This is a genomic window from Williamsia deligens (assembly GCF_024171765.1).
In the GTDB taxonomy this organism is placed as follows: Bacteria; Actinomycetota; Actinomycetes; order Mycobacteriales; family Mycobacteriaceae; genus Williamsia_A; species Williamsia_A deligens.
Genome location: NZ_JAMTCI010000001.1, coordinates 518,984 through 540,149 on the forward strand (window position 1 = coordinate 518,984; position 21,166 = coordinate 540,149).

Consider the following 21,166-nt stretch of genomic DNA (forward strand, 5'->3'; position numbering starts at 1 on the left):
GCGCCCGTGACCCCGGACGAGATCGACTGCGTCGTCATCGGCGGCGGGCAGGCCGGACTGTCGGCGGGCCACTTCCTCCAGAGGTTCGGACTCGACGGCCGATTCGTCATCCTCGACCACGCTCCGGCCCCTGGCGGCGCCTGGCAGTTCCGTTGGCCCACACTCACACTCGCCGGCGCCAACCATGTCCACGACCTCCCCGGCTGGGGCCTCACCGAGGCACTCGGAACCGAGTGCGACGCGTGGCCCGCGGCGAGCGCCGTCGCCGACTACTTCCGGCGATACGAGGAACGCTTCGACCTGCCCGTCCGTCGACCTGTGCACGTGCGATCGGTCCGCCGAGCCGACGCCGAGACGTTCGAGGTCGCCGCGGTGAGCGCCGACGGCCCCTGCGTCCTCCGGACACGCACGGTGGTGAACGCGACAGGCACCTGGGACCGGCCGTTCATCCCCCACGTCCCCGGCATCGACACCTTCGCCGGACGCCAACTCCACACCCACGACTACCAGGACCCCCACGACTTCGACGGTGAGCGCGTGCTCATCGTCGGCGCGGGGATCTCCGCGGTGCAGCTGCTCATCGAGATCGCGCGCACCGCGGAGGACGTCACCACCTTCTGGTGCAGTCGACGGGAGCCGGAGTTCTCCGACGCACCGTTCACGCCCGAGGGCGGCCGCGAGGCCGTCTCGCGGGTGGAACGCCGCGTCCGCGCGGGCCTTCCGCCCACCTCGGTGGTGTCGGTGACCGGACTGTTCCGCACGCCGGCGATCGCTGCGGCACAGACCGACGGGATCCTCGAGTGGATGCCGATGATGGACTCCGTGACCGAGTCTGGGGTTTCCTGGACCGATCCCGACCGGCCCGACCTCGCGGTCGACACCATCTTCTGGAACACCGGGTTCCGCAGCGCGCTCGACCACCTCGCACCCCTGCGCCTCCGCGCCCCCGGCGGCGGCATCACCATGACCGGGCGCCTCGCCACGGTGGTCGCCGACGAGCCCCGCATCCAGTTGCTGGGCTACGGGCCGTCGGCCTCCACCATCGGTGCGAACCGCGCGGGTCGGGAGGCGGCGCGCGTCGTCGTCGACCTGTTGTCGAACTCCTGAACAGTACTAATCCGTCAGTCCACTGCTGGACAGTATGTTCAGTTGCCGGTACCGTCGTACACAGTGATCAGGGTCGAAACGACGGCTCACCCGCGGCGACTTGTGGGGCAGACAGCCACCGCCGGGCACCGGTCACGTCGGGGGCGTACGCGGTCCACTGGGTCGCGCGCGCATGGCACGGAAGCGAGCGGGCGTTCTGTGACTGCACTGTTCGACGACAACATCTATCCACCGGTCGAGGACGCCATCGACCCGGGCGTGGTCGCGTCCCTGCAGTTCGCGGGCGTCATCCGACAGCTCGCCTGCGCCGACGGCGACGACCGCGTCGCGTTGCAAGCCCTGATCGACGCCGCCCGCGAAGCGGTCCCTGCGGCCGACCACGTCTCGGTGTCGACGGTTCTCCACGGACGGCGCCGGCGTATCGACCTCGTCCCGATCATCGGGTCGGATGAGGCCGCCGACGACGTCGCCGTCATCGAATCGCAGACCCACGGCCCGGCGCACGACGCAGCGCGCACGCGACGTCCCGTCCTCATCTCCGACCTGACGTCCGACGTCCGCTGGCCGCTCCCGGTCAGCCAGTTGACGATGACCGGCATCCGGAGCGCCCTGATCGTGCCCCTCGGCGAGCCCCACCGCGGCGAGGCGATGGCCACGCTGCACTTCTCGGCCGACACCCCCTCCGCGCTGGACGCGTCGATGCCGGCCGCGTCCGTCGTCGGCGCGTTCGCCGCCATCGGGCTCGGTGCCGCGCGCCAACACGCCCAATACCAGGACGCCATCGCCTCGCGCGACCTGATCGGGCAGGCGAAGGGGATGATCATGGAGCGCTTCGGGATCTGCTCCGATCAGGCGTTCGCCCTGCTCACCCAGCTCTCGCAGGATTCGAACAAGGCCCTCACCCGCGTGGCACAGGACCTCATCGACGCCGAGGGCCTCGCCACCGAGAAGTGACCGGAGGGCGCTCGAGGTCAGCCGATGCGCTCGTACACCGTTGCGTTGGCGAGACCACCGGCCTCACACATGGTCTGGAGCAGGTAACGCCCACCGCGCTGCTCCAGTGCCGCCAGACCTGTGGTCGCCAGGCGCGCACCGCTGGCGCCCAGCGGATGGCCGATGGCGATCGCACCGCCGTGGACGTTGACCCGCTCGGGGTCCACACCGAGCTCCTGTTCCCAGGCCAGCACGACGGGCGCGAACGCCTCGTTCACCTCGAACAGGTCGATGTCCGACAGCGACAACCCGCTGCGCGCGAGCACCTTTCGGGTGGCCGGGATGATCGCCGTGAGCATCAGCAGCGGATCGTCGCCGGCCACGGCCACCGTGTGCACCCGAGCCCGTGCGCGCAGGCCGAGGTCGCGCGCCTTCTCCTCCGACATGAGCATGAGGGCCGACGACCCGTCGCTGATCTGGCTCGCCGCCGCGGCGGTGACGCGCCAGTCGATCTCGGGGAAGCGCCGCGCGATGCCCTCGTCGTAGAAGGCGGCTCGCAGGCCGCCGAGCTGCTCCAGCGTGCTCCCGGTCCGGATGCCCTCGTCCGCGGTCAGCCCGGCGATCGGAGCCAGCTCCGCGTCGAACAGGCCGTTCTTCGTCGCCGTGGCCGCCAGCTCGTGCGAGCGCAGCGCGAACTCGTCGATGGCGTGCCGTGAGATGCCGAAGCGGGCCGCGATGAGTTCGGCCGAGATGCCCTGCGCGACCAGTCCGTCCGGATACCGCGCGTCGAATGCGGACCCGTTCAGGTTCGTCGCGCCCACCGCCGCGGACCCCATGGGGACGCGGGACATGGACTCCACGCCCGCCGCCACGATCACGTCCGCCGACCCCGAGGCGATCGCCTGCGCGGCGAACGCGATGGCCTGCTGCCCACTGCCGCACTGCCGGTCGACACTGACCCCGGGGACCGACTCCGGATACCCCGCCGCCAGCAGCCCCCGCCGGGCGATGTTGAGGCTCTGTTCCCCGCTCTGGGTGACGACGCCGGTGATGACGTCGTCGATCTCGGCGGGATCGATCCCCGTCCGGTCGACGACGGCGCGCAGGCTGTGTGCCAGCAGGTCCACGGGATGGACGTCGTGCAACGCCCCGGTGGGCTTCCCCTTCCCGACAGGAGTGCGTACCGCGTCGACGATGACTGCGTTGGCCATGACGTCCCTCTTCCGGAGCTCACCCACTTCTGGGTGATGTTGTCGTTACCCAGACAGGTCTACGCCTCGCTGCTGACTAACGCAATCATGATCCAGGGGATGTGACCGGACAGACACGCCAGGTCAGCGGGTGCGACCACGAGCGCCGGGGCCGGGTGCGACGACGATCGCGTCGGCCGGGAGCGCCTGGTCCGCGTCGGCCGCCGTCACCACCGCGCGCACCTCCCGCCCGGACGCGCCGTCCGTGAACGTCAGCGGCCCCTCACCACCCCGCAGATGCGCATCACCCCACTGCGCGAGCGCGATCACCAACGGGAGCAGCTCCTCACCCGCCCGGGTGAGGACGTATTCGATCCGGGTCCGCGCCCCGGGCTCGCGATACGGCGCGCCGGCGACGATGCCGGCGTCCTCGAGTCGCTTCAGCGCGCGCGACACCGCGGGCGCGGACATGTCGACCCGGTCGACGAAGTCGTCGAAGCGACGGGTGCCGTAGAAGCACTCGCGAACGACCAGAAATGCCGCCTTGGTGTTCAACACGTCGAGGACCGCAGCGATGGAACATCTCTCGGTCGTCCACCGCGAGCGATCGGACAGTGCGGGCGCGAGGACCATCGCCGCCGGGTGGTCGGTGGCGGCTGCGGTCTGACCGTGCTCGCCCATGGGATCCAGACTACATAACCGCAACGTTAGTCAGACGTCTGCGGCCGCCGTGGTGAACATCTGTCCGTCGGAAACTGTTGACAATCTGTTGTGTTTTCCTAACACTGTGTTGCGTGAGTCCAGTCCGCCGGGGAGCGCTCCCCATCTACAACCGCATCGGCGTCCTGCGCGCCGAACGGCGGATGTCACGCGCCGAGCTCGCCGAGGCCGTCGGGATCAACGTCCAGTCGGTCGGTGCGCTCGAACGCGGCGACAACTACCCGAGCCTCGATCTCGCGTTCCGCATCTGCGCCGTCTTCGACCTCCCGGTCGAGGCCGTGTTCAGCCGCACCGAGTTCACGGCCATGTCCACCGAGCTCTACGCCCAGCGCAACGGGAGTACCCCATGACCGATCCGAACTCCGCCATCCCGGACCACCTCAAGCCCGCCATCTGGGTGCGCTACGAGGCCTGGCGTGTCCGGTACTACGAGAAGTCCCAGGCCAAGAACGCCCATCGACTCCCCCGGCTGCGCAACCGCCGCGGTGCCCGTCTGCTCGCCGGGGGTGTGATGGCGTCGCTGCTGCTGCTGCTCGTGGCCACGGCGCTCTCCTTCGTGACCCGGGGATGGTTCTTCGTCCCGTTCGTCCTCGGACTGATCGGCACGGTCACGTTCCTGCGCATGCTCGGCATCGTGACGGGGAACCTGGCCGAGGCGCCGGTCGCCTCGCTCGACGAACTCCAGCTGGCGAAACGGAACTCCGCGCGGTCCATCGGCTACATCGTGGTCTTCGCCCTGATGTTCGTGCCCTACCTCGGGCTGATCCTCGTCGGGTCCGCCGTCGACTCGGTCAGCGGGGGCACCGTGTACGGCTTCGGGATCCTGCTCATCACGTTCCTGCTCATCGGGACCTGCAGTCCCACACTGCTGCTCGCCTGGTGGGCCGACGACCCCGACCCCGAGGACTTCGCCGACCAGTTCCCTTCGTCCACGACCCACGACCTCGAGAGGAAGAGCTGACATGGGTGACCCCCTGATCATCGACGGTCTCACCAAGAGATTCGGCGACCTGACCGCACTGCGCGACATGACCTTCACCGTCGAGCCCGGCGAGATCTTCGGTTTCGTCGGCAGCAACGGCGCCGGCAAGTCCACCACCATGCGCATCGTCCTCGGTGTCCTCACCGCCGACTCCGGGACGGTGGCGCTCGGATCCCGGCCCATCGACCTCGCACTCCGCCGGCGCATCGGCTACATGCCGGAGGAACGCGGGCTGTACCCCAAGATGAAGGTGGGCGAGCAACTCCGCTATCTCGCCGAGCTGCACGGCTTCTCGCGCGCCGACGCGGCCTCCACCGTGCAGGACTGGCTCACCCGCCTCGGCATCGCCGAGCGCGTCGACGAGCCGGTCGAGAACCTCAGCCTGGGCAACCAGCAACGCGCACAGCTCGCCGCCGCCCTCGTCCACGACCCCGCCGTCCTCGTCCTCGACGAACCGTTCTCGGGTCTCGACCCGGTCGCGGTCGACGTGATGAGCGACGTGCTCAAGGAGAAGGCGGCACAGGGTGTCCCCGTCGTCTTCTCCAGCCATCAGCTCGAACTGGTGCAGCGGCTCTGCGATCGCGTGGGCATCATCGCGAAGGGCGAGATGCGCGCGCTCGGCGGTGTGGACGAACTCCGCTCGCGCGGCGGGTCGCAGATCGAGATCACCGGTCCCTCGACGGTCGACCCGTGGGCCGACGGACTGCCCGGCGTCACGGCGTCACGTCACACCGGGCCCGACACCACCGTCGTCGATCTCGCCCCCGGTGCCGACGATCAACTGATCCTCCGCGCGGCACTCGACCACGGCCCCGTCCGTCGGTTCACCCCGCGCACCCCCGACCTGACCGAACTGTTCCGAGAGGTGGTCTCGTCATGACCAGCACACTCACCGACACCCGCCGACCGAACTCCCCCGATCCCGGAGCGGACACCGGCGCGGCACACTCGATCGCCCTCGTCGCGCGGCGCGAGATCACGACCCGCGTGGCGACGAAATCGTTCAAGATCATCAACGTCCTGCTGCTCGCCCTCGTCATCGGCGGTCTGATCGTCGCGGCGCAGTTCGTCGGCAAGGGCGGCGACGACGCCCCGAAGATCGGTGTCGTCGCCGGTGCGGACTCGACGGTGGGCCAGGTGCTCCAGCAAGCCGGCCAGGCGACCGGCACCGGGGTGCGCGTCGTCCCGATCGCGACAGCGCAGGAGGCCCGCACCCAGGTCGAGTCCGGCGACGTGTCGGCGGCACTCGTCGCGAACGGACCCGGGTCGGGCACGGCGTTCACCGCCGTGACGAAGGACGGCCTGTCGGGCAGTGCCGAGACGCTCATCCGCACCGCGGTGGCCCAGTCCGGTCTGCGGACGGCGATCTCGGCGAGCGGCGCGAACCCGGCGGCGGTCACCTCCGCCGCCGCGGCCTCGTCGACGCTGTCGGTGACCGAGACGAAGGTGACCAAACCCGATGAGGGACAACGTCTCGCGATCGCCTACATCGGCGTGGTGCTGCTGCTCATCGTCATCATGCAGGGCGGCGGCATGATCTCCGTCGGCGTGGTCGAGGAGAAATCGTCGCGGATCGTCGAGATCCTGCTGGCCACGATCAAGCCGCTGCACCTGCTGTGGGGCAAGATCCTCGGCATCGGCGCCATCCTGCTGGGCCAGCTGGTCGTCATCGCCGGCGCCGGGTTGATCACCGGGTCGGCGACAGGACTGCTCACCGTGCCCACGACGGCCGTCTCCATGTTCGTCGCCGTCATCGTCTGGTTCCTGCTCGGCTTCCTCTTCTTCGCCACCCTCTACGCCGCCGCGGGGGCGATGGTCTCCCGCCAGGAGGAGGCGGCGTCGGCGACGTTGCCGCTGACGTTCCTCGCGCTCGGCGTGCTCTACGCCGGCATCTTCGGGATCAACGCCATCACCTCCACGCCGATGACGATCCTGTCCTGGATCCCGCCGTTCTCGGCGTCGCTGATGCCCATGCGGATCGCCACCGGCGACGCGAGCGTGGTGCAGGTCATCGGGACCGTGCTCATCATGATGGCCGCGTGCGCGGCGTCCACCTGGGTCGCGTCGCGGATCTACCAGCGGTCGATCCTGCGCACCGGGTCGCGGGTCAAGTGGTCCGAGGCCCTGTTCGGCGGATCGCACGAGTCGGCACCGAAGGAGCCGACGCCGGCGCGCTGACGCTGCGCGCCACGCGTAATCGCGGTGTAACGCAGCAGCAACGCGATGCTCCTACCGTCCCCGACATGACGCAGGAGCCCGCCACGACGACACCGGTGCCACAGCGGGTCCCACCCGCAGGCACCGGTGTCGACGTGTCGGGGCTGTCGAAGACGTTCGGTGGCCGGGGGTCGGCGGTCACCGCGCTCGAGGACGTCACGCTCGCCACCTCCGAGGGGTCGTTCCTGTCCCTGCTGGGTCCGTCGGGGTGCGGCAAGTCCACCGTGCTGCGCATCCTCGCCGGCCTCGAGACCCCCACCACGGGGACGGCGCTGATGAACGGCCGGTCCCCCCGCGACCTCCAACGCGACCACGGCCTCGGCATCGCGTTCCAGGACTCCGCCCTGCTGCCGTGGCGCAGCGTCGAGTCGAACATCCGGCTGCCGCTGCAGGTCGCCCGGATGCCCGCCGACGACGATCTCGTCGCCGAACTCATCGACCTCGTCGGCCTGACCGGTTTCGAGAAGGCCAAGCCGGCGACACTGTCCGGCGGCATGCGCCAGCGGGTCTCGATCGCCCGCGCGCTCGTCGTGCGGCCCACCGCCCTCCTCCTCGACGAGCCGTTCGGGGCCCTCGACGACATGACGCGCCAGCGGCTCAACATGGAGCTGCTGCGCATCTGGACGGAGAAGCCCGCCACCACGCTGATGGTGACGCACGGGATCGCCGAGGCGGTGTTCCTCTCCGACGAGGTCGCCGTGATGAGCCCCCGACCCGGTCGGATCATCGAGGTGCTCCCGATCGACCTGCCGCGTCCACGGGTGCCGGACATGATGCGCACACCCGAGTTCCACGCTCTGCACGACCATCTCAGCGGACTGCTCTTCGGGCACGGGTCCGAGCACACCCCGGCGCCCGCCACGCACGCATGACGTCGATCGCAGAACCCGGACTCGCCGGGCCGCAGCTGCCGGACACGCCCGGGGCTCTGTCATCTGGTGCGCGTGCTGCCGGTTCGCGGTGGGGCGCAGGCGCGGTCGGGATCGTCGCGGTGATCGCCCTGTGGACCGTCGCCGGTGTGTTCCAGTGGTTCCGCGGGACCATCCCGACCCCGCTCGCGGTCCTGCGAGCCGTCGGTGATCAGGGCACGGACTTCTACACGACCAACGTCATCCCGACGGCCGAGCTCGCGCTGCGCGGCTTCCTGTGGGGCAACGCGCTCGCCATCGTCGTTGCGCTGATCGTGGTGATCGTGCCGCTGATCGAAGGCCTCGCGACGCAGCTGGCGATCATCAGCTACTGCACCCCGCTGATCGCGGTGGCCCCCATCATCCAGGTCGCGTTCAGCGAGGTGCAGACGATGATCGTCTTCCTCGCCGCGATCTCGGTGTTCTTCACGACGATGATCGCCACGCTCACCGGATTGCGGTCCCCGAAGCAGGCCGACCTCGACCTGATCCGCGTCCACGGCGGCGGCGCCGTCGCGCAATTGGTGCGCATCCGCCTCATCGCAGCGCTCCCGTCGGTGATGGGCGCCCTGGCGATCGCCGCACCCGCCGCGGTGCTCGGCGCGGTCCTCGGCGAGTTCCTGTCGATGCCCGAGCAGGGCATCGGCCCGTCGATGATCCTCGCCCAGCAGTCGGCGCAGATCCCGCAGGTGTGGGCGATCGCGCTCATCGCCGGCGCCATCGCCGGTGTCGCCTACGGCATCATCGCGATCGTGGCCCGGTTCGTGGGACGCTGGGCCCGCGGCGAGGCGGTGTTCTCGTGAGCGCGACGGCACCCCGATTCCCCCACGCCGGCCCGACAGTCCGCTTCCTCGGCTCGCTGCTGGGGTCCCTGGTCCTGATCGTGGTGATCTGGATCGGGTTCCTCCTCGCGTTCCCCGACGTCGGACCGATCATCGGGCGCACGCCGATCGACGTCGTCGAGTACCTGTTCACCGCCTCGGGCGCCGGCGCGAACCGCGCCGACATCCTCGACCGTCTGTGGATCACGCTGGGCGACACAGGCATCGGGTTCGCCACCGGGATGGTCGCTGCTCTCCTCGTCGCGGGGGTGTTCACGCTGTCGCGCCCGACAGCACAGACGTTCATGCCGTTGGCCCTGCTGATGCGGTCGGTGCCACTGGTCGCCATCACGCCCCTGATCACGATGATCGTGGGGCGGGGCCCCGCCTGCGTCGCGGTCATGGGCGGGATCATCGTCTTCTTCCCGGCGCTGGTGTTGATCATGACCGGCCTCGCCGGGGCGCCCCGCCAGATCTCCGACGTCATCACCGCCTACGGCGGCTCACCGGCCACGACGCTGCGGATGGCGTCGCTGCCCGCCGCCGTGCCGGCGGTGTTCGCCGCCGCGAAGGTCTCCGTCCCCGGCGCGATGATCGGCGCCACCGTCGCCGAGTGGCTCGGCACCAACAAGGGCCTCGGGGCCAGCCTGCAGCAGGCACTCCCGGCCGCCGCCTACGACGAACTGTGGGCGTCGGTCGTCGTCATCACCGTCAGCTCGATCGTCCTCTACGCCGTCGTCGGGGTCGTCGAGAAGCTCGTGCTCACCCGCATGGGTTCCGTCGCCTAGTACGTACCGCCATCCGATCCGACACAGGAGTTCCCATGTCCCACAGCGTCGACCGTCGTTCTTTCCTCCGGTACTCCCTCATGGCCGGTGGTGCGACCGGCGCACTCGGTGTCTCGGGCCTGCTCGCTGCCTGCAGCTCGTCCTCGTCGTCGTCGGCGTCGGGCGCGGAGAAGGTCCAGCTGTCGTGGATCAAGAACATCGAGTTCGCCGGTGAGTACCACGCGCTGAGCAAGGGCTACTACAAGGCGGCGGGCTTCACCCCCGACCCCGAGCTGATCACCGGCGGCGGCGCCGGCACCGGCGTCGAGACGGGTCTGACGTCGAAGAAGGTGTGGACCGGCACCACCGCACCGCAGCTGACCGCACCGGTCATCCTGCAGGGCGCGAAGCTCAAGACCGTCGCCGCCACGTTCCAGAAGAACCCGTTCTGCATCATGTCGTCGGAGTCGAAGCCCATCACCACCCCCGCGGAGATGAAGGGCAAGAAGATCGGGGTGCAGGCGTCCAACGAGAACGTCTTCAAGGCCCTGCTGACCGCGAACGGCCTCACCGAGGACGACATCCAGAAGATCACCGTCCAGTACGACCCGACGCCGTTGACCAAGGGCGAGGTGGACGGGTGGGTCGCCTACACCACCAACGAGCCGATCACCCTGGCGGCGCAGGGGTTCGCGACCGCCACCCTGCCGTTCGCCGACCACAACCTGCCCCTGGTCGCCGAGACGTTCGTGGTGCGCCAGGAGACGATCGACACCGAGCGCGACAAGCTCAAGCGATTCCTCAAGGCCGAGGTCATGGGGTGGAACGACGCGGTCGCCGACCCGCAGAAGTCCGCGGAACTCGCCGTGAACGTCTACGGGAAGTCCCTCGGTCTGAAGATGGACGACCAACTCAAGCAGGCACAGGCGCAGAACCTCCTCGTCGCCTCCGCGGACACGAAGGCCAACGGGTTGCTCACCATGACCGAGGAACTGATCGACGCCAACATCGAGGCCCTGGCGAAGGCCGGCTATTCGATCAAGGCCGCCGACATCTTCGACATGTCGCTGATCAACGAGGTGCACCAGGAGAACCCGGACCTCAAGAAGGCCTGACGGGCAGGTCAGCCCAGACCTGTCACCGTCAGGACGATCAGCGCGACGTTGAGGAGGACGACCACCGCGGCGATCGCCGTCGCGGCCAGGCGGAGGGCACCGGAGTCGGCGAAGGAGCCCATCACCGACGGGTCGCGGGTGAGCCGACCGAGCGGGATGATCGCGAACGGGATGCCGAAGCTGAGCACGACCTGCGAGATCACCAGTGCCCAGGTCGGGTCGACACCGCTGCCGAGGACGATCAGCGCGGGGACGAGCGTCACGAGACGCCGGATCCACACGGGCACGCGGACCTTCAGCAGACCCGCCATGATCGACGCGCCGGCGTAACACCCGACAGACGTCGACGCGAGGCCCGACGCGAGCAGGCCCACGGCGAACACGATGGCCATGACGGGGCCCATCGCGTCACCGACGGCGCGCTGTGCGCCCTCGATGGTGTCGGTGCCGTCCCGCCCCTGCAGGTTCTGTGCGGCGAGCAGCAGGAGCGCGATGTTCACCGCACCCGCGATCATCAACGCACACACCACGTCCCAGCGTGTGGCCCGCACTAGTCGACGGCGGCGGGCGTCGTCGCGGGCGACCCCGTGGCGATCGATGACCAGGCTGGAGTGCAGGTAGATGGCGTGCGGCATCACCGTCGCACCGAGCATGCTCGCGGCCAGCAGGACGGTGTCGGTGCCCTGCAGTCGCGGGACCAGACCGCCGAGCACGTCGCCCGCTGACGGTGGGCCCACGACGAGCCCGGCGAGGAACCCCACGACGATGACCAGCAGCAGGGCGGCGATCACCGACTCGAAGGCGCGCTGTCGTTGCCGGGACTGGAAACCCAACAGTGCCAGCGAGATCACGCCGACGATGAGGCCGCCGACGACGAGCGGCAGGTCGAAGAGGAGTTGCAGGGCGATGGCGCCGCCGACGACCTCGGCGATGTCGGTGGCGGCGGCGACGACCTCGGCCTGGACCCAGAACGCGAGGCGCCGACGCCGCGGCAACCGTTCACCCAGCAGACCGGGGAAGGTCTTGCCGGTCACGATGCCCAGCTTGGCCGACTGGTACTGGATGACGACGGCCATCGCACACGCCACCACGAGGACCCACACCAGCAGGAAGCCGTACCGGGCTCCGGCGGTGACGTTCGCAGCGACGTTGCCCGGGTCGACGTAGGCGATCGCTGCGACGAACGCGGGGCCGAGCAGCGCTGCACCGGCGAACCGCGACCGCCGCGACCTCGACGGGGCGGGGTCGGTCACCTGCGTGTCGGTCACCGGCGGCATCGGTCCAGAGTGGCACAGGCACGGCCCGGTTTCAAACTGGGCGAAGAATAAGTTTCGGCTCCCCTAACTCAGGGAACCCGCAGGTCAGCCCTTCACCTTCTGGTAGCGGGCAAGAGCTTCCTCGCGTTCCGCCTTGTGGTCGACCATCGGCTCGGGATAGTCGTCGGGGCGGGCGTCCCCCGGCTGGTGGACGGCCTTGCCGGCGATGTCGGCGAGCTCGGGCACCCACCGGCGGACGAAGTCGCCGTCGGGATCGAACTTCTCGCCCTGGGTGGTCGGGTTGAACACGCGGAAGTAGGGCGAGGCGTCGGTGCCGCACCCCGCGGTCCACTGCCACCCGTGCTGGTTGTTGGACATGTCGCCGTCGGTGAGCTGCTGCAGGAAGTGTTTCGCACCCCACTGCCACGGCAGGTGGAGGTCCTTGACGAGGAACGACGCCGCGATCATCCGCAACCGGTTGTGCATCCAGCCGGACTCGTTCAGCTGACGCATCGCCGCGTCGACGATGGGGAAGCCGGTGCGGCCGTCCCGCCACGCCTCGAAGGCCTTCTCCGCCTCGGCACCGGTGTCGACGTCGATCTTGTCGAAGGCCTGGTTCCAGTTCCACCAGGAGCTCCGCGGCCAGTGATGCATGATCGTCGCGTAGAAGTCGCGGAAGCAGATCTCGCGGATGTAGCCGGTCGCACCGTCTTTCGTCGCCTGCTTCTTCTCCAGGTCGACGAGGTCGGCGAGCATCGTGCGGGGGTGGATGGTGCCGAACTTCAGATGCGCCGACATCCGGCTGGTCGCGTCGAGGTCGGGGCGGTTGCGGACGTCGTCGTAGTCGGCGACGGAGTGCTCGGCGAACTCCTTCGTGCCCTCGACGAACTGCTTCCACCGCGCGAGCGCCGCCGTCTCGCCCGCAGGCTGCGGCAGGTCCACCCCGGGGTCGGGGATGTCGGCGGCCGTCAACTGCGAGGACGTGACGTCGGACGGGTCGACCCATGTCGCCGACGACGTCCCGGTGTCGGCGGGTGAGTGCCACCCGTGGTCACGCCACGCCCGGAAGTACGGCGTGTAGACCTTGTACGGTTCCCCGTCGTTCTTGGTGAGTCGGCCGGGGGTGACCGCGTACGGCGACCCCTGCGACGCCAGCTCGATGTCACCGAGAGCCTCGGCGACGCGCTCGTCGCGCGCCCTGCCGTACGGCGTGTGATCGCTGGAGATGTGCACGCTGGTCGCGTCGACCGCCTTCGCGATCTGCGGGATCCTGTTCTCCGGCTTGCCCTTCACCACCAGCAGCCGCCCGTCGAGCTGCTCCGACAGGTCGCGCAGGGAGTCACCGAGGAACTGCACACGGCGCTCCCCCGCCGACGAGAGCAGCGTCTGGTCGAGCACGAAACACGCGAGGACCCGGTCGGCCGCGGCCGCGGCGTCGAGCAGGGACGGCAGGTCCGCGAGGCGCAGGTCGCGCCGGAACCAGAGGACTGCGGTGGTCGTCATCACCCCATCCTGCCGGAACGGTTCGGCACAATGGCCGCCATGACGCCACCGCCGAGCACCGACGCTGACGGCCGTGTCCGCGGCGATGTCCCCGTCGACGTCCTCGTCGTGGACGACGACCTCGACGTGCTGCACTCGCTCGAGCGCGGGCTGCGACTGGCCGGGTTCGGTGTGCAGACGGCCACCGGGGGCGCACAGGCCCTGCGCTCCATCACCGAGCACCGCCCCTCCCTGCTGGTGCTCGACATCAACATGCCCGACCTCGACGGCGTCGCCGTGGTCACGGCCCTGCGTGCACTCGGCGACGACATCCCCGTCTGCGTGCTCTCCGCACGCACCTCCGTCGACGACCGCATCGCGGGACTCGAGGCCGGCGCCGACGACTACCTGACGAAGCCGTTCGACCTCGGTGAGCTGGTCGCCCGGATCCGCGCGCTGCTCCGTCGGCGACCCGCGCCGTCGGAGGCACAGCCGGAGACGGTGGGCCGGCGCCTGACCGTCGAGCACGTGTCGGTCGACATCGACGCCCGGCAGGTCAGCAGCGACGGCCACGCCGTGGACCTCACCCGGCGCGAGTTCGAACTGCTCGTCGCCCTCGCCGAACACCCCGGCATGGTCCTGAGCCGGACACAACTGCTCAGCCAGGTGTGGGGGTACGACTTCGCCGCCGACACCAACGTCGTCGACGTCTTCATCGGCTACCTGCGGCGCAAGCTCGAGGCGCAGGGCCAACCGCGCGTGGTGCAGACCGTGCGCGGGGTGGGTTTCGTGCTGCGGTCGCGGCCGTGACCACCCCGTCCGCGACCAGGCGCCGCTCGCCGTCGCTGCGCACCCGCGTCACCGCGGCGGCCGCGCTGGTCACCGTGCTCATCGTCCTGGCCGTCGGCGCGATCGCCTGGGTGCAGGTGCGCGACAGCGCGTTCCGTGAACTCGACGCCCGCGTCGACACCCTCTCGGCGGCGTTCCAGCCGAGCCTGTCGGCCTCGAACACGAGCACCATCACGACGGGTGTGTCGGACGGCGCGCTGGCCACCGCCCGGATCGGGGGCATCGTGCTGCAGTCCACCGGGACCCAGATCCCCGCCCGCGGAACAGGAGTGGGCGACACGACGATCGACGGCACGCGGTACCGGGTGAAGACGGTGTCGGCGGTGAACTCCGGCCTGCTCAACGGCCTCGTCGTGTCCTCGGTCGCGGTCCCCGTGCAGTCCACCGTCGACCGCGTCGCGTCGCAGCGACGCGCACTGCTCTACATCGGCCTGGCCGCCGTCGCCGCGTCGGCCCTGCTGGCGTGGCTGCTCGGCGGCCTCGCGATCCGGCCGCTGCGACGTCTCGCCCGGCACACCGAGGTGATCCCCGTGGACGCCGGACCCGAGGCCCCCGAACGCGCCGCGCTCGTCGACATCCGGGGTGCGCGGGAGGCCGAGGATCTCGCGTCGGCGATGGAGTCGCTGCTGCGCCGGGTCGACGTCGAACGCGGGCGCACCCACGAGGCCCTCGTCACCGCCCGCGACTTCGCCTCGGTCTCGGCCCACGAGCTGCGCACCCCGCTGACCGCGATGCGCACCGACCTCGAGGTGCTCGACACCTTCACCCCCGACCCCGAGGCGCGCGCCGAGATCGTGCGAGATCTCCGTCGCGCGCACGCGCGGATCCAGGAGACGCTCGCGGCGCTGGAGAGCCTCGCCCAGGGCGATCTCGGCGGACGCGACCGCGTCGAGGTCGACCTCGCCGACCTTCTCGACCGCGTGGTCACCGAGGCGAGATCGCACCACCGCGGTGTCGAGGTGGAGCTCGTCTCCCCGCCGTCGGTCCCCGTCGTCGCCATCGAGACCGGGCTGCGGATGGCCGTCGGCAACGCGATCACCAACGCCGTCCGCCACGGCGAGGCCCGTCGGGTGCGGGTGTCGGTGGACGCCGCGGGCGACGGTGTCGCGATCATCGTCGACGACGACGGACGGGGTGTCCCGCCGGCCGATCGGGACCGGCTGTTCCGACGGTTCGAACGCGGCACCACCCGCCAGTCGGGATCCGGTCTGGGACTTGCGCTCATCGCGCAACAGGCCGCACTCCACGGCGGCTCCGCGACACTCTCGGAGAGCCCCTGGGGCGGGGCGCGCCTGACCGTCACGATCGCGCCGACACCGGCACATCGGTACGGTTAGGTCAGGCCGCACGGCCTCAGACCCAGGCACGACGCGTGCGGCCCACTCCCCCTCCGAGAGGAACCACCGATGACCGCACGGTCCGACTCCCGCCCGTCCTCGCTGCACCGCACCATCGCCCTGGGTGCCGCCGCGCTCGGCACCGCGGCCGCCCTCGCGTTCCCCGTCGCATCCGCGTCCGCCGCGCCCGAGGACCCGGCACCGCGTGTCCCCGGCACCACCTGCACCACCGATCAGCTCGAACGCGCGGTCCGCGCGACGTCGCCCGAGGTCGCCGGGTACCTCGACAACCCCCGGGTCCGCGCGACCTTCGAGCGGGTGGCGCTCCTTCCCGAGCCGGCACGCTCGGCGCAGATCAGCGCGCTCGTCGCCGAGGAGCCGCGGGTCAAGGTCGTCTACGACCGTTTCCGGCCGCTGATCGACCAGCGGATCGCGATCGCCCTGGGGTCCTGCGCCCGCTTCTGACCGCCAGGCTGTGAGACGCCGGGATCAGGCGGACTGCTCGCGCGCCAGCGCGGCCGCCCCCACGATCCCGGCGTCGTCACCGAGTGCCGACGCCACGAACCGCCGGTCCGGGTCCTCCTGGAGGACCCACGGCGCCGTGGCCGTGGCGACACGATCCGCCAGATCCTGACCCAGCTTCTCGACGAGTCCGCCACCGAGGACGACCAGCGGCACGTCGAGGACGTTCAGCGTCGACCCGATCGCCACACCCAGCGCGTCGATCGCCGTCGAGAACAGCTCCGTCGCAACCGGATCCTCGTCCTCGAGCGCCTTCTTCCACACCTTCGACGTGACACTCGCCTTGCCCAGTTCGTCGCGGATCGCGAACAGCCGGGTGGTGCGACCCGCCGCCTGCAACGCGGTCGCCGTCACCTCCATCTGCCGACGTCCCGCATAGGCCTCGACACACCCTCGTCGCCCGCAGCCACACAACGCGCCGCGCTCCTGGACCACCACGTGACCGATCTCGCCCGCCGCGCCGCGCGAGCCGCCGTACAACTGCCCGCCGATCACCAGCGCGCCGCCGATCCCGGTCCCCATCCAGACCCCCAGGGCACCGTCCGCACCGCGGGCGGCGCCGGCCACGTGCTCGCCGAGCAGCCCGACGTTCGCGTCGTTGCCCAGGGACACGGGCAGTCGCAGACGTCGGCCGAGTTCGTCCCCGATCTCGACCCGCTCGGTCCAGTGGGACAGATTCGGCACCGTCAGGACCTCGCCGCGGTGCACCACCCCGGGGATGCCGACACCGAGGGCGACGGGGTCCTCGTCCAGCGACGACACCAGATCGGCGATGGTGGACAACACGGCGTCGGGGCCGTCGGTCGGCGTGGGGGCCTTCGCCCGCGCGACCACCGAGTGGTCCGGGGCCACGACCCCCACCTCGATGTTGGTGCCGCCGACGTCGACGCCCGCCACCAGTCTCGCGCGCTTGGTCATCATCGCAGTCTGTCACGGGTGCGACATCCGCGGTGGCGGTCGATGTTTGAGCCGGGCCCGTCCCGGCCATCCGCCCCCGCATGACCGTCGAACCCGAACAGCATCTCCCCGTCGACTCCGAGACCACCGACCTCTGCGAGCAGCTGGCGGAGGTGGCGCAGCGCACCGGGCGGTCGATCGCGACGTGCGAGTCGTTGACCGCGGGCAATCTGGCCGCGCAACTGGGCCGCGCGCCGTCGTCGGGTGAGTGGTACGCGGGCGGGATCGTCGCCTACAGCCCCTCGGTCAAGCACTCGTTGCTGCATGTGCCGGACGGGCCCGTCGTCAGCGAGGACTCCGCCCGCGCGATGGCCCACTCCACCGCGACGATGTTCGGTGCCGACCTCACCATCGCCCTGACCGGCGAGGCGGGTCCGGACACCGACGAGGACGTCCCGGCGGGCACCGTGTGGATCGGGATCGTCGACCGGGGGCAGTCCTCGACGGAGCGGACCGAGTTCGACGGCGACCCCGCCGACGTCCTCGCCGCCACCGTCCACGCCGCCGTGCAGTTGCTGCTGCGCCACACGCAGGGCTGAGGATCCGGGAGCAACCGCCCGTCGGTACGACACCGGCGAGCCGAATACCCCTGCTCGGCGGTGTCGAGCCTGCGGTTGTGTTGTGATCTGGGGTGTGGACGACGACGAGTGGAACGAGCGGGCGCGGGGCGAGACACCCGTCGAACGTCTCGACCGCAACTGGTCGTCGCTGCTGCAGGAACTACGGGTCATCCAGACGGGGATCCAGCTGCTCACCGGGTTCCTGCTGACGCTGCCCTTCCAGGCCCGGTTCGCGGGGATATCGCAGCGGGACACCGCGATCTACCTGACGACCACCACCGCATCGGTACTGGCGACCGTGCTGCTGGTCGCGCCCGTCGCGATCCACCGGGTGCTGTTCCGTCAACATGCGGTGCACATCCTCGTCCGCTGGGCGAACCGCCTCGCGCTCTGCGGGTTCGGCCTGCTCGGCGTGGCGGTCGTCGGCGTGATCACCCTCATCATGGACGTCGTCGTCGATCAGGAGACGGGTCTCGCCGTCGGCACCGTGGTGGCTGTCGCCGCCCTCACCCTGTGGGTGGCGCTGCCCCTGTTCCTGCGGAGCCGGACACCGTGACGTCGCCGTCGACCGATCCCTCCGGACACGACCGTCCCGAGGACGCGACAGCGGGACGTTTCGTACCCCGCGGCAACCGGGTACACACCCACAATGATCTCGGATCCCCTGTGCGCGCAGCACGCTCGCGCAGCGTCGGGTCCATGACCGACCCCGACAGCCACGGCCCACCCCGCCGCCGCGACGTGCTCTTCAGCGGCATCCGTGAACTCTGTGAGACCGCGACGCGGTTGACGGGCGTCGACGGCGCCGCGATCGCCGTGTTCGGGTCCGCCGGCGACAACCGCGAGTTGATCTACGCCACCGACGCCACCGCGGCCCACCTCGACGACCTGCAGTTCACCCTCGGCGAGGGGCCCTGCATCGGGGCGTTCGCGACGCAGTCGAGCGTCCTGGTCGGTTCCCTGGACACCGACGAGGCGACGACGCACTGGCCCGTCTTCCGGTCCGAGGTCCTCCTGATGGGCGTCGGCGCGGTGTTCGCGGTCCCCGTGACCGTCGACGACTTCGCCGTCGGGGTCCTCGAGCTGTACCGCCGCCGACCGGGGGATCTGACGCGCGACGAGGCGCAGTCGGCCCAGGTCAGCGCGCGCCTGGCCGCGGCGACGATCCGGCGCAACGCCGACGACGTCGCGCGCAGCCCCCGCGACGTCGAGCACATCGTCGTCGACGAACCCGGCGGGCCGTTCGCCCGGGACGACGTACACGTGGCGACCGGCATCATCGCCGTACAGCTCGACATCGGCACCGAGGAGGCACTCGACCGGCTCCGCGCCGTCGCCTTCTCCCAGGGACGCCCGATCGGTTCCGTCGCGGGTGAGATCGTCGCGCGCACGGCGACTTTCACCGACATCGCGAGTCGGGACATCGAGGGCAGAGACATCGAGAGCAGGGACGACCAATGACCGACGACACCCCCGAGCGGCTGGACGGACTGCTCACGGGCACCGCGGTGGTCGCGGTCGCCGACATCGTGCACACCATGACCGGACCGTTCGACGTGGCCGCGGTGTTGGACGCCGTGGCCGACGCCGCGCGACGGGGTTTCGGCGCGTACTCGTCGAGTGTCGTCGTCCTCGACCGGTCGGGGCCGTCGCCGAGTGCGCATGCCGTCGCCGTCGCCGGCGACATCGATCCAGCGCTCTCCACCTGGGGCCCGGGACTGACCGCGGCCGGCGACGGGGCGGTCGCGGTGATCGGCGACCTCGGTGTGGAGAACGACCGCTGGCCGCGCTATCGCGCCGACGCCCACGACGCCGGGCTCCGGTCGGTCCACGCGTTCCCCATCCGGGTGCTCGCACAGCCGGTGGGGTCGGTCGTCGTGTACACCACCGAACCGTGGGGTGACCATCGGCCGGTGGTGCTGGGGCAGATGCTCGCCGATCTCGCGGCGCTCGCGTTGACCTCGGACGCGACGGGGTCGCGGGACGCGGTCGTCGAGACCGTGGTGGGTCGCCTGCTGCGGGACACGCGCACGGTGGGACTCGCCGTGGGCATCGCCGCGGAGGTGCTCGAACTCGATCCGGGCGCCGCCCGCAGGGAGTTGGCGCATCTCGCCGCGAGCCACCGGACGCCGTTCGCGATGCACGCCCGCGCCGTCGTCGACGCGCACGACCGGCGCGTGCCCGATCACGGGGGACTGCTGCGCGACCCGTACACCCGCTGAGCGGTGGGTGAGGTCTAGCCGACGCCGAGCAGGTCGATGACGAACACGAGGGTCTTGCCCGACAGGCGGTGTCCGGCGCCGGCGGCACCGTAGGCCTTCTCGGGCGGGACGATCAGCTTCCGGCGACCACCCGTCTTCATGCCGGGGATCCCCTCCTGCCACCCCACGATGAGCCGGTCGAGGGGGAAGTTCGCGGATTGTCCACGGTCCCAGGACGAGTCGAACTCCTCGCCGGTCTCGTACTCGACACCGACGTAGTGCACGTCGACCATGCCGTGCGGCACGGCCTCCTCGCCGTCACCGACGACGATGTCCTCGGTGACCAACTCGGTGGGTGCGGGACCCTCGGGGAAATCCACCTCTGGCTTGGTCACCTGACGTCTCCTGCGTTCATCTCGTCGTCGAACACACGGTGCGTTCTGTGACCGACTCTACGGCGTGCCGCTCACCCGATCGGTGCGGGCATCGCAACCGTGCGGTAGGCGCACGTGAGGACCTCACCGGTGACCGGGTCCGACATCTCGACCCGCCAGGACCCCGCGAACTGGTCCACCCCGCTGCGCATGGGGATGGTCCCCGAGACCAGGACGGTCCCCCGACGCAGGAGGCCGCGCTCACGCAGCACGTCGAGCCAGTACTGCGGCGCGAGCAGGTCACCCAGCGACCCCGACTGGATGAGGACGTCGTCGGCCCATGCACGCAGGACGATGCCGTCGAGGCGTCCGGCCACGTCCGCGAGGCGCCAGGCACCCCGGCCGACGACGTCCGGGGCCGCGTTCTTGCTCCAGGCGACGCTGTGGACCTCGAGGTCGCGATCGGTGTGATCGCACGCCACGGTGAGCAACACGTCGTCGTCGGTGTCGCCGAGGACCACCAGCGCCCACTCCGCCTCCCCCGACGTGCGCCCGTGTTGGACGAAGACCTCGTCGGTCTGCTGGGCGAGGTAGGGCGCGATCGGATAGAGCGCGGGGGTGACCGTCGGCGCGGGGACCCCGAGGTCCGCGAGTTCGGCGATGTGGGCGGCGACGCCCTCCTGGTCACGTCCGGCGTATCCGGCGTTGAGCACAGCGACGGGTTCCACGGACTCGGTGGACCCGTCGGGGAGTGTGAACGTGAGCATCGTGGGAGGCCCTCCTGGTTACTTTCTCGTTGCCGATAGGCCGAAACGCTTGCGCATACGACTTGTATACATCAAGTATGGGGACCGGACAACGGGCGAGA

General features: G+C 70.3%; 24 protein-coding genes. 17 read left to right on the plus strand and 7 right to left on the minus strand.

Going from position 1 to position 21,166, the window contains the following annotated elements; all coding sequences use genetic code 11:
• The first annotated feature begins 6 nt into the window (after positions 1-6).
• Positions 7-1,107 carry an NAD(P)-binding domain-containing protein gene (locus LX14_RS02385; RefSeq protein ID WP_253645682.1) on the plus strand — a complete coding sequence of 367 codons (1,101 nt, stop codon included), beginning with the start codon at positions 7-9 and terminating at the stop codon, positions 1,105-1,107.
• Between the two features lie 198 nt (positions 1,108-1,305).
• Positions 1,306-2,061 carry a GAF and ANTAR domain-containing protein gene (locus LX14_RS02390; protein WP_253645683.1) on the plus strand — a complete coding sequence of 252 codons (756 nt, stop codon included), beginning with the start codon at positions 1,306-1,308 and terminating at the stop codon, positions 2,059-2,061.
• 17 nt (positions 2,062-2,078) lie between these two features.
• Here the strand turns inward: LX14_RS02390 and LX14_RS02395 are convergent, their stop codons facing one another.
• Both LX14_RS02395 and LX14_RS02400 read right to left on the minus strand, forming a co-directional pair.
• Positions 2,079-3,251, minus strand: coding sequence for a thiolase family protein (locus LX14_RS02395; protein ID WP_253645684.1), 1,173 nt, complete (start codon positions 3,249-3,251; stop codon positions 2,079-2,081).
• A gap of 123 nt (positions 3,252-3,374) precedes the next feature.
• Entirely contained in the window at positions 3,375-3,863 is a 489-nt protein-coding gene (locus LX14_RS02400) for a winged helix-turn-helix transcriptional regulator (protein WP_308214112.1), read from the minus strand.
• Between the two features lie 161 nt (positions 3,864-4,024).
• Here LX14_RS02400 and LX14_RS02405 point away from each other — a divergent pair, with 161 nt between their 5' ends.
• From LX14_RS02405 to LX14_RS02440, 8 genes are all read left to right on the plus strand, one after another.
• Positions 4,025-4,300: a helix-turn-helix transcriptional regulator gene (locus LX14_RS02405; RefSeq protein ID WP_253645686.1), complete on the plus strand. Its 276-nt coding sequence runs from the start codon at positions 4,025-4,027 to the stop codon at positions 4,298-4,300.
• Positions 4,297-4,911, plus strand: coding sequence for a hypothetical protein (locus tag LX14_RS02410; RefSeq protein ID WP_253645687.1), 615 nt, complete (start codon positions 4,297-4,299; stop codon positions 4,909-4,911). Before LX14_RS02405 ends, LX14_RS02410 begins: the two co-directional genes overlap by 4 nt.
• A 1-nt stretch (position 4,912) precedes the next feature.
• A complete protein-coding gene (locus tag LX14_RS02415) occupies positions 4,913-5,812 on the plus strand; it encodes an ABC transporter ATP-binding protein (protein WP_253645688.1) in 900 nt (299 codons plus the stop codon).
• Entirely contained in the window at positions 5,809-7,110 is a 1,302-nt protein-coding gene (locus LX14_RS02420) for an ABC transporter permease (protein ID WP_253645689.1), read from the plus strand. Before LX14_RS02415 ends, LX14_RS02420 begins: the two co-directional genes overlap by 4 nt.
• Positions 7,111-7,175: 65 nt before the next feature.
• A complete protein-coding gene (locus tag LX14_RS02425) occupies positions 7,176-8,021 on the plus strand; it encodes an ABC transporter ATP-binding protein (protein WP_253645690.1) in 846 nt (281 codons plus the stop codon).
• Positions 8,018-8,860 (plus strand): ABC transporter permease, encoded by an 843-nt coding sequence (locus tag LX14_RS02430; RefSeq protein ID WP_253645691.1) that lies wholly within the window; start codon positions 8,018-8,020, stop codon positions 8,858-8,860. The genes LX14_RS02425 and LX14_RS02430 overlap by 4 nt, the downstream gene beginning before the upstream one ends.
• Complete coding sequence (locus tag LX14_RS02435) at positions 8,857-9,666, plus strand: ABC transporter permease (protein ID WP_253645692.1); 810 nt, start codon at positions 8,857-8,859, stop codon at positions 9,664-9,666. The genes LX14_RS02430 and LX14_RS02435 overlap by 4 nt, the downstream gene beginning before the upstream one ends.
• 35 nt (positions 9,667-9,701) lie before the next feature.
• Positions 9,702-10,760: an ABC transporter substrate-binding protein gene (locus LX14_RS02440; protein ID WP_253645693.1), complete on the plus strand. Its 1,059-nt coding sequence runs from the start codon at positions 9,702-9,704 to the stop codon at positions 10,758-10,760.
• An 8-nt stretch (positions 10,761-10,768) separates the two neighbouring features.
• On the opposite strand, the gene LX14_RS02445 is transcribed toward LX14_RS02440, so the two are convergent.
• Entirely contained in the window at positions 10,769-12,037 is a 1,269-nt protein-coding gene (locus LX14_RS02445) for an Nramp family divalent metal transporter (RefSeq protein ID WP_343996589.1), read from the minus strand.
• Positions 12,038-12,121: 84 nt separating this feature from the next.
• Positions 12,122-13,519 (minus strand): cryptochrome/photolyase family protein, encoded by a 1,398-nt coding sequence (locus LX14_RS02450; RefSeq protein WP_253645694.1) that lies wholly within the window; start codon positions 13,517-13,519, stop codon positions 12,122-12,124.
• Between the two features lie 39 nt (positions 13,520-13,558).
• Here LX14_RS02450 and LX14_RS02455 point away from each other — a divergent pair, with 39 nt between their 5' ends.
• The 3 genes from LX14_RS02455 to LX14_RS02465 all read left to right on the plus strand — a co-directional run bounded on the left by LX14_RS02455 (position 13,559) and on the right by LX14_RS02465 (position 16,149).
• Entirely contained in the window at positions 13,559-14,308 is a 750-nt protein-coding gene (locus LX14_RS02455) for a response regulator transcription factor (RefSeq protein WP_253645695.1), read from the plus strand.
• Entirely contained in the window at positions 14,305-15,684 is a 1,380-nt protein-coding gene (locus tag LX14_RS20840; RefSeq protein ID WP_253645696.1) for an ATP-binding protein, read from the plus strand. Before LX14_RS02455 ends, LX14_RS20840 begins: the two co-directional genes overlap by 4 nt.
• Before the next feature lie 69 nt (positions 15,685-15,753).
• On the plus strand, positions 15,754-16,149 hold the full coding sequence (locus tag LX14_RS02465) for a hemophore-related protein (RefSeq protein ID WP_253645697.1): 396 nt from the start codon (positions 15,754-15,756) through the stop codon (positions 16,147-16,149).
• A gap of 24 nt (positions 16,150-16,173) precedes the next feature.
• On the opposite strand, the gene LX14_RS02470 is transcribed toward LX14_RS02465, so the two are convergent.
• Positions 16,174-17,124, minus strand: coding sequence for an ROK family protein (locus LX14_RS02470; RefSeq protein WP_253645698.1), 951 nt, complete (start codon positions 17,122-17,124; stop codon positions 16,174-16,176).
• A gap of 80 nt (positions 17,125-17,204) precedes the next feature.
• Between LX14_RS02470 and LX14_RS02475 the strand changes: the two genes are divergently transcribed.
• From LX14_RS02475 to LX14_RS02490, 4 genes are all read left to right on the plus strand, one after another.
• Positions 17,205-17,702: a CinA family protein gene (locus tag LX14_RS02475; protein ID WP_253645699.1), complete on the plus strand. Its 498-nt coding sequence runs from the start codon at positions 17,205-17,207 to the stop codon at positions 17,700-17,702.
• 94 nt (positions 17,703-17,796) lie between these two features.
• Positions 17,797-18,279 carry a DUF6328 family protein gene (locus LX14_RS02480; RefSeq protein ID WP_253645700.1) on the plus strand — a complete coding sequence of 161 codons (483 nt, stop codon included), beginning with the start codon at positions 17,797-17,799 and terminating at the stop codon, positions 18,277-18,279.
• Between the two features lie 143 nt (positions 18,280-18,422).
• Positions 18,423-19,184 (plus strand): GAF and ANTAR domain-containing protein, encoded by a 762-nt coding sequence (locus LX14_RS02485; RefSeq protein WP_253645701.1) that lies wholly within the window; start codon positions 18,423-18,425, stop codon positions 19,182-19,184.
• Positions 19,181-19,945 carry a GAF domain-containing protein gene (locus LX14_RS02490; protein ID WP_253645702.1) on the plus strand — a complete coding sequence of 255 codons (765 nt, stop codon included), beginning with the start codon at positions 19,181-19,183 and terminating at the stop codon, positions 19,943-19,945. Before LX14_RS02485 ends, LX14_RS02490 begins: the two co-directional genes overlap by 4 nt.
• Positions 19,946-19,959: 14 nt before the next feature.
• Here LX14_RS02490 and LX14_RS02495 read toward each other — a convergent pair whose 3' ends face one another.
• Both LX14_RS02495 and LX14_RS02500 read right to left on the minus strand, forming a co-directional pair.
• Entirely contained in the window at positions 19,960-20,319 is a 360-nt protein-coding gene (locus LX14_RS02495) for an FKBP-type peptidyl-prolyl cis-trans isomerase (protein ID WP_253645703.1), read from the minus strand.
• A gap of 71 nt (positions 20,320-20,390) precedes the next feature.
• The gene (locus LX14_RS02500; RefSeq protein ID WP_253645704.1) at positions 20,391-21,065 is read right to left on the minus strand and encodes a DUF2848 domain-containing protein; all 675 of its coding nucleotides are present in this window, start codon (positions 21,063-21,065) and stop codon (positions 20,391-20,393) included.
• Positions 21,066-21,166 lie beyond the last annotated feature (101 nt).

Coding starts and splice junctions, on each gene's coding strand:
- LX14_RS02395 (WP_253645684.1), bottom strand. CDS start 3,251: ATGGCCAACGCAGTCATCGTCGACGCGGTACGCACTCCTGTCGGGAAG.
- LX14_RS02400 (WP_308214112.1), bottom strand. CDS start 3,863: ATGGTCCTCGCGCCCGCACTGTCCGATCGCTCGCGGTGGACGACCGAG.
- LX14_RS02410 (WP_253645687.1), top strand. CDS start 4,297: ATGACCGATCCGAACTCCGCCATCCCGGACCACCTCAAGCCCGCCATC.
- LX14_RS02415 (WP_253645688.1), top strand. CDS start 4,913: ATGGGTGACCCCCTGATCATCGACGGTCTCACCAAGAGATTCGGCGAC.
- LX14_RS02420 (WP_253645689.1), top strand. CDS start 5,809: ATGACCAGCACACTCACCGACACCCGCCGACCGAACTCCCCCGATCCC.
- LX14_RS02425 (WP_253645690.1), top strand. CDS start 7,176: ATGACGCAGGAGCCCGCCACGACGACACCGGTGCCACAGCGGGTCCCA.
- LX14_RS02430 (WP_253645691.1), top strand. CDS start 8,018: ATGACGTCGATCGCAGAACCCGGACTCGCCGGGCCGCAGCTGCCGGAC.
- LX14_RS02440 (WP_253645693.1), top strand. CDS start 9,702: ATGTCCCACAGCGTCGACCGTCGTTCTTTCCTCCGGTACTCCCTCATG.
- LX14_RS02445 (WP_343996589.1), bottom strand. CDS start 12,037: ATGCCGCCGGTGACCGACACGCAGGTGACCGACCCCGCCCCGTCGAGG.
- LX14_RS02450 (WP_253645694.1), bottom strand. CDS start 13,519: ATGACGACCACCGCAGTCCTCTGGTTCCGGCGCGACCTGCGCCTCGCG.
- LX14_RS02455 (WP_253645695.1), top strand. CDS start 13,559: ATGACGCCACCGCCGAGCACCGACGCTGACGGCCGTGTCCGCGGCGAT.
- LX14_RS02465 (WP_253645697.1), top strand. CDS start 15,754: ATGACCGCACGGTCCGACTCCCGCCCGTCCTCGCTGCACCGCACCATC.
- LX14_RS02470 (WP_253645698.1), bottom strand. CDS start 17,124: ATGACCAAGCGCGCGAGACTGGTGGCGGGCGTCGACGTCGGCGGCACC.
- LX14_RS02475 (WP_253645699.1), top strand. CDS start 17,205: ATGACCGTCGAACCCGAACAGCATCTCCCCGTCGACTCCGAGACCACC.
- LX14_RS02485 (WP_253645701.1), top strand. CDS start 18,423: ATGACCGACCCCGACAGCCACGGCCCACCCCGCCGCCGCGACGTGCTC.
- LX14_RS02490 (WP_253645702.1), top strand. CDS start 19,181: ATGACCGACGACACCCCCGAGCGGCTGGACGGACTGCTCACGGGCACC.
- LX14_RS02500 (WP_253645704.1), bottom strand. CDS start 21,065: ATGCTCACGTTCACACTCCCCGACGGGTCCACCGAGTCCGTGGAACCC.